At 58.8% G+C, this 6,318-nt stretch carries 11 protein-coding genes and 1 pseudogene; all 12 read left to right on the top strand.

Translation table 11 applies throughout. The features are described 5' to 3' along the window. Positions 1-203 precede the first annotated feature (203 nt). Positions 204-383, top strand: coding sequence for a hypothetical protein (locus JHD77_RS07415; protein WP_004347955.1), 180 nt, complete (start codon positions 204-206; stop codon positions 381-383). Position 384: 1 nt separating this feature from the next. Then, positions 385-519 (top strand): hypothetical protein, encoded by a 135-nt coding sequence (locus JHD77_RS32645; RefSeq protein WP_003121000.1) that lies wholly within the window; start codon positions 385-387, stop codon positions 517-519. Positions 520-842: 323 nt separating this feature from the next. Then, complete coding sequence (locus JHD77_RS07410; RefSeq protein WP_016264237.1) at positions 843-1,331, top strand: STY4534 family ICE replication protein; 489 nt, start codon at positions 843-845, stop codon at positions 1,329-1,331. A 138-nt stretch (positions 1,332-1,469) separates the two neighbouring features. Next, the gene (locus JHD77_RS07405) at positions 1,470-1,628 is read left to right on the top strand and encodes a hypothetical protein (protein WP_016264236.1); all 159 of its coding nucleotides are present in this window, start codon (positions 1,470-1,472) and stop codon (positions 1,626-1,628) included. A gap of 74 nt (positions 1,629-1,702) precedes the next feature. Beyond that, a complete protein-coding gene (locus tag JHD77_RS07400) occupies positions 1,703-1,900 on the top strand; it encodes a hypothetical protein (RefSeq protein ID WP_009315817.1) in 198 nt (65 codons plus the stop codon). Between the two features lie 485 nt (positions 1,901-2,385). Further along, positions 2,386-3,093 (top strand): DUF5983 family protein, encoded by a 708-nt coding sequence (locus JHD77_RS07395; RefSeq protein ID WP_191519273.1) that lies wholly within the window; start codon positions 2,386-2,388, stop codon positions 3,091-3,093. Positions 3,094-3,328: 235 nt separating this feature from the next. Further along, positions 3,329-3,679 carry a hypothetical protein gene (locus JHD77_RS07390; RefSeq protein ID WP_003099791.1) on the top strand — a complete coding sequence of 117 codons (351 nt, stop codon included), beginning with the start codon at positions 3,329-3,331 and terminating at the stop codon, positions 3,677-3,679. A 56-nt stretch (positions 3,680-3,735) separates the two neighbouring features. Further along, positions 3,736-4,347: pseudogene (locus tag JHD77_RS07385) on the top strand (DUF3275 family protein); the annotation flags it as partial. 282 nt (positions 4,348-4,629) lie between these two features. Next, positions 4,630-4,992 (top strand): hypothetical protein, encoded by a 363-nt coding sequence (locus JHD77_RS07380; RefSeq protein WP_003117061.1) that lies wholly within the window; start codon positions 4,630-4,632, stop codon positions 4,990-4,992. Positions 4,993-5,059: 67 nt separating this feature from the next. After that, positions 5,060-5,314 (top strand): hypothetical protein, encoded by a 255-nt coding sequence (locus JHD77_RS07375; protein WP_003117062.1) that lies wholly within the window; start codon positions 5,060-5,062, stop codon positions 5,312-5,314. A gap of 92 nt (positions 5,315-5,406) precedes the next feature. Then, on the top strand, positions 5,407-6,012 hold the full coding sequence (locus JHD77_RS07370) for a hypothetical protein (RefSeq protein WP_109242452.1): 606 nt from the start codon (positions 5,407-5,409) through the stop codon (positions 6,010-6,012). A 29-nt stretch (positions 6,013-6,041) separates the two neighbouring features. Beyond that, positions 6,042-6,318: DUF6094 domain-containing protein (locus JHD77_RS07365; RefSeq protein WP_233410332.1), on the top strand; the 277-nt coding region annotated here is incomplete at its 3' end.

Here is a 6,318-nt window from a genome sequence, read left to right as displayed (position 1 = left end):
AAAAGCCCAAGCGCGCACGCAACCCCAAGCCGGCCAAGGCGACCGCCAAAGCTGAAACGCCAGTCAGGAAGGAGCTCAAGCTGGGTTCCCTCGATCAACTGATCGCCCCAGTTGATCCGATGACCTGCTGATCCACACCTCCCACCAACCCTGCCGGGAAACCATCCCGCAGGGTGGTTTTCCGGTATTCATCGAGGAAAACCATGGGGTCCGCAAAACTTTCCGCAATCGCAGAAGATCTACGCAAGATTGGAACCACGGCGGTAGCCGCTGGTTTGATCGGCATTTTTCTCGGCGAGCATCGCATCCTGACTGCCCTTGCGCTGTCGGTAGGTGTGGTAATCTGGTCTACAGGTATCTACCTGACTCAGGAGGAATCTTGAGATGAGCCAAACGACTTTCGGCGTGATCATGCTGACCGCCTTGCTTGTAGTGTGCTTGTCGATGGCGGCCTGGGCCGATTGGCCCAACCTCAAGCGCAAGCTTACGAAGTTTAACCATCGGCACCGCCCGCACTGACCTCAAGCCCCTCCGTGTGAGGGGCTTTTTCATTCGCGGGGGCTTGACAACTGCAACAGGCCTTTTCATTCTTTGCACCGTGAGCTGCTGACGTTGTCGGCAATCCTCCCCCAGTAGTCATGATCTGAAAGACTACGACACGGATTTCCGTGTAGATCGAACCCAAGATCGCACCAGCTTCCGGTAGCGCGATCAATCAGCCCACAGGTTGATGGAAGCCCTCTCCCTCTGCTTTACCTCCCAATACCGACCCATGCGGGGAATACTTTTCCCTGACGGGCAAGGTGTTTCTCCGCTTTCGCTTACGAAACTGGAGAATCATCATGAGCAACAACACCCAAGCCCAAGAAGCCAAGTATTTCGACCTGCACACCACCGGTATCGGCTACCTCAATCGCATCCGCGAGGTACCGATCCGCCGAGGTGAACCATTCCTCGCCGTAACCGTCGCAGCCCTCCATGGCGCGGCAGACAGCGTGGAATACTCCTACATCGACTGCAAAGTGGTCGGCGCCCAGGCTGAAAAGCTTGTCCGCCGTTGCAAGGAAGCAGTCGAGGCCAAGAAGAAGGTTCTGATTTCCTTCCGTATCGGCGATATCTGGGCGGATCCCTTCATCCACCAGAAAGGCGAGAAACAAGGCAAGCCCGACGCAAGCCTTAAAGGCCGGCTGCTCTTCATCTCCTGGATCAAAGTGGATGGCACCACCGTCTACGATGCGAAGGAAGAAGCTGAAAAAGCCCAGCAAGGCCAAGGCGAACCTCAAGGTGAGCCCGCAGCCCCCGCTGAGCACGCTGAACAAGCCGCTGCTTGAACACGGCTTGATTGAATACCGGCCCTCATCCCGAGGGCCTTTCACTACCTACGCTATGCGCCACTCTTCATCGCATACCCATCCGGGGGGCACCATCTCCCCCTAGGGCGTGGTGTTCTCCATTATCTGGAGATCATCATGAGCAACATCCAAATCGTAGAACTGCCCGCCCTGCCGGAAGTTGAGGAGGTTAGCCTCAGCGACGTCGAGGACGAGCTGCTGCTCAGCAGTCAGTTCTGCAACTTCGCCTGGCTGTTCCTGGCCAGCAACAATGCTCAGGTATCTGCCTTGGCCTAACCGCCAGACATTTCCCATTTAGGGGACCACAGTCCCCTGTGGGACTGGTGTTTCCTACCGAAAGGAGAATCACCATGCAATACGGAAAGCGGGCACTTGCCCATCTTCGTCTCGAACTGCCGCTGCAGGTTCTTATGTCTAACGCCGGCTTTTATATCGGCACCCTTGATGAAGAAGGACCAGCCTCGCGCGAGTCGGTTGAATATTACCCCTCACGCGAACTTGCCCAACAGGCATTAGACAACGGCACTTGGACGCAACGGGAATATTAAGCTTTACCCTTTTGCCCATGTGCATCTTCTAATTCAACCCAGACGGGGTCATCACCCCTGTTGGGTGGTGACCTCTCCGACTTGATTAAGAATTGGAAATCACCATGAACACATATCCAGAAAGGCTCCCAGCTCTACTCAACATCGGAGCGCATGCTGCCCAAAGCAGGTTCGAGTACATCCTGTGCAAAGGTTTGGTTGATGAGTTTGGCGATGCAGGACTCAGTATCGAGCTCTATGTAATTCAAGATGCAATCGAAGCCTTGGCGCAGGCCGACTGCGAGCACGGTTGCGATTCGAGTACCTCATCGATACTTCAATACTATGGCCTGGTAGAGCGATACCAGAAGGCTCGGCGTAAAGAAGAACACCTATCGCGTTAACTGCAACAACTCGACATCATCAGGGCGCTTCGGCGCCCCTTACTTCCTCTGGAGGTCCATAGCCTCCAAGGGCATGGGCTTCCCGGCAACCGGAGATATCCCATGACTCAACTCAATCCGTTTATTCCCGGCTATGAGAGTTTCCGCATAGAGCGAAACTTGCAGATTACGGATGAAGGCGACAATCTGCCGTGCTACCGTACCCTGCATGAAACTCAGCGACACCTCCCAGACGAATACTTTAAGTGCGAGCTGTGCTACTTCAATTATGATTTCGCCGTGGTAGCGCAAGAACTAGACAATGAAATAGTCGAAAAGTGCCCTCACCAAGGAATAGTGAGAAACGTACTTTACAGCATCTACGGTGAGCAGGACGGCAGAAAAAAGCTTATCGGAGATCAATATTCACTGACCCAAGCCGAGAGTGTCGTTCGATACCTTTCGTTCGGCGGCGGTTACAACCGCTGCTGGGAGATCAGAAAAACACATCTGCCCATCACTACATGGAATAGCCTCTACGAAAAGTTCTCGACCAAGATGCCAGTCCGCTTGCCGTCGGTGTTGGTCTCGCTCTTCTGGTGTAACGAGCACGGCGCCGTGGGCTTTCGCCTGCACAACACCCCTTGGACGGATGAGTGCCTGGAGATCCTGGAGATGACCTCAGCAACTCTTCGAGAGCAGCAGCTTGCCTTCGGCCTCGACGAACACCTGGTCGATCTACTTCACCTCGCGGGACAAGCAGACATTCGGTTCCTGGTACTCGATCCATTCGCGCCCACGCTCAAGGGCCTGCCACTTTATGACGATTGAGCAATCCGGCCGGCGGGACATCCCGCCAGCCCTCGAATTCGAATTGGCTCGCTGTCGTTGACAGCGCCTCCCAAGGAGCCAGGGTTTAAGGCTCCGGCGCGCAAGCGCAAACCCACCCAAGACCGCCACAGCACTCGGCAGCGCGGTCGCATCACGCAAGTGATGGAGCGCATCCTACCCACCCACGCGGGGACCTCATCCCCGCGGGAGAGGCCTGCGTATTCGGAGACCTCTCATGACCTCTCTCAACAACCACTCCAGCGCAGGCCACACTGCTGCGTACCTCAAACTCCCGATCGTTCTCACCAACGCGGCCTGGCTGCGCCTGGTCTATCTCGCCAACCCTGCCAGGGTCGACGAGATGGGCACCCGGCTGGCCAGTGTCGTTCAAACCGCCTGGCAGGAGCTTTCGCTCCAGCCGACCGCGAAGCACATCCAATTCCACCTGTACCACAAGGAGGAAGAGGGGCAGGACCGCGCGCTCGCGCTGCTGGTCCTCTCGATAGTCGAGCCGTCCGATGAGCCTTCCTACCTGCGCATCGAGCTGCAGGAAGAAAGCCTCCCGGGCAACCCGGATACCGAGTAGTTCTCCCCTCACCACGATCCCGCTTCGGCGGGATCATCCTTTTCGCAGGTCACGCCATGATCAACATACCCGGCCAGTTGGCCATTCGAACCATCAACGGTCGCAATGGCGAGTTCAACGTGGGAAAGCTCTCGACCTCGATCGGGGAGTTCGTCATCAAGGACGCTCTCCTGGACCAGCACATCGAAGGCAAGTACCGCGGTGATTTCGCCATCACCGAGATCCGTCCCTCCTACTACACCACCGGCGGCCGGCTGGTCGTCGAGATCCGCGCGAAGCTCGACAGCATGACTCTGGACGACGTGGACAACCTCAGCGACGAGGAGGCAGAGCGTCTCTCTGGCAATGAGGTGGATCCGCTCGACGAAGTGCCCGCGATCCAGCAACCCACTGCCGCACCGGCGGCACCGCCGAAGTCGCCCCAGAAACCGAAGCCTCTGCGCCCCGCTGCAACCGGGGACGACGCGCCTTTCGGTATGGACCCTCCGGCTCCTGCAAAGCAGGCCGCCACTCTGGACACAGACGCAGATGCAGAACTGTTCGGGACGGTCTGGCCGCTAGGCGAAATCGTCAAGCTGGACACCACGATCGACCGCAAGCGACTACGCCAACAATGTGTGCGACTCGGCGCGCTGGGCTATGAGCTCGACTTCAAAAAACAAGTGTGGACCCGCAAAGCGTGCCCTCTCCATGTTGGAGCCAAAGCCGGGGTCAATCAGTCGCTAGACGATGACTACGAGCGCCGCACGGCAGCCCGGAGTGCTACTACAACCTGTTCCACCCACCAGGCTATCAGCGCAATGGCTGTAAGCGCTGCTGCTATTGGCGTTGCTCTGTCAACCAGCTGACTCCTCCAGCGCCTTGAGCGCGCAACACGCTGAAGCAACACCCTACCCACCCCTGCCGGGTTCTCCCGTCAGGGAGACCTGGCCAACCACAGGAGCACACCTATGGGATGGCTTTTCTCACATCAGACGAAGGAAGACCTGCTGCGTGAGCTGCTGGCCCCAACCAGTACCTTCGCAGGCAGCACCGAGGTGCTGGCACACGCAGTCTCCGGCAATGAACTTTGGACTGTCGTAAAACGAACCTTCCACCTTGCCGGATTCTATTTCGGCAAGCCGGCCGGTCACTCGATCACCATGATCGAGCTGCACTTGCTGGACTGCTCGGCCGGGCAATGGGGCTACAAGACCATTCCGGAGAAAGCAGGCCCGTTCTACTACGGCTGTCCGCTGGAGTTCCTGGACCTGGCTCACGATGAGACCAACCAGGAGTGGCGAGACCGTCTGACGCAAGAACACCAAGCCTGACCGCACCAACCACTTCCCTTGAGGGGCTCCCTCAAGGGCGCTCCTCGTCTACCACCAGGAGCACACCATGAACCCACTGTTCACCAACCTCACCCAGGAAACCCTCGCCTACCTCGAGGACCAACTGTCCAACAACGACGTCGCCGGCGACGACGAGCTCATCGACCTGTTCATCGAGGAGCTGTCGCTGACCTTGGAGCAGGCGGAAGCGGCTGTCGCGCTACGCGATCAGTACCTCTGCCAGGTCTTCCTGAACGGCCAAGGGCCGCTGCACCAAGACGATGGGCTGAGCTTCGACCCTCACACCAAGAGCGTTCGGTAACCACCACGCTCCCCTGCGCCAGTTGGACTACACCCCCGAGGGGCTTCACCGCCCCTCGAGGGCGGCGTGGCTCCTCCTTCCAGGAGGTTCCTATGCCCAGTCCCACCCCGCTCTACCAGATCGAAGAGTGCCCAGACCTGTACGTCGACGCCTGCGTGTGCGACGAGCAGCGCAACCTGGTCTTTCTTTCGGCCTGGGGCCGCGACACCGTGACACAAGAGTTCCTGGCCAGGCTGACGCTGGGCCGGGAAGAAAATGGCATCGACCATTTCCACATCATCGTGGACGGCCGCCGCTTACCTGTTTTCCCAAACCAGGATCTCCTGGAGAAACGCACCACCCGCCAGTTCCGCGGCACGTTGTTCGGGAGCCTGCTCAACCTCTGGCTGTTCGATCGGCGCGCCTCGGCACCTGACCGAAGCAATCACCTCGCCTTCGCACTCCTGCAGCGCGATGAGGATCCACACCAAAGGCTCTGGCCGCTGGTGATGGAGACCTGTCCGCTCCCCCTCCTAAAGCACTGGCGCGAGCCAGTGATGGAGGTCCTCACCCAGCACCAGATGTTGACCGCCCTGCCAGGGACGATCGGCAACGTCTGCGCCTGGCGACTCGCCCTGCGGGTCGACGTGCTCGAGCCCACCCTCGGTGAGCTGATCCGCGAAAGCATTCTTACCACCGATGCTCAGGCGCAAGCCTGAGCCATCCCTCTCAGACTCAAGGAGGCCCCATGGCCCTCATGTTCCCGCGCTTGGCGCGCAACTTTGCACGCAACGGCTACTTCCCTACCGATGAGGTCACCCTCGAACGCGCTCTGCAGGCCCTCGCTCCCGCCCCGTCGGGCAGGATGAGGATCTGTGATCCCTGCGCCGGTGAGGGGGTTGCCCTGGCTGAGGCAGCACACATCCTCGGCCGCGACCAGGTCCAAGCCCTCGCTGTCGAGTACGACCGCGAGCGCGCCGACCATGCTCGAGGCTTGCTTGACCGAGTGCTGCACAGTGACCTTT

Source organism: Pseudomonas sp. P20, assembly GCF_016463925.1.
GTDB classification, from domain to species: Bacteria; Pseudomonadota; Gammaproteobacteria; order Pseudomonadales; family Pseudomonadaceae; genus Pseudomonas; species Pseudomonas aeruginosa.
Note: the sequence above shows the minus strand (reverse complement) of the source record. Positions and strands in the feature narration are given on the sequence as shown.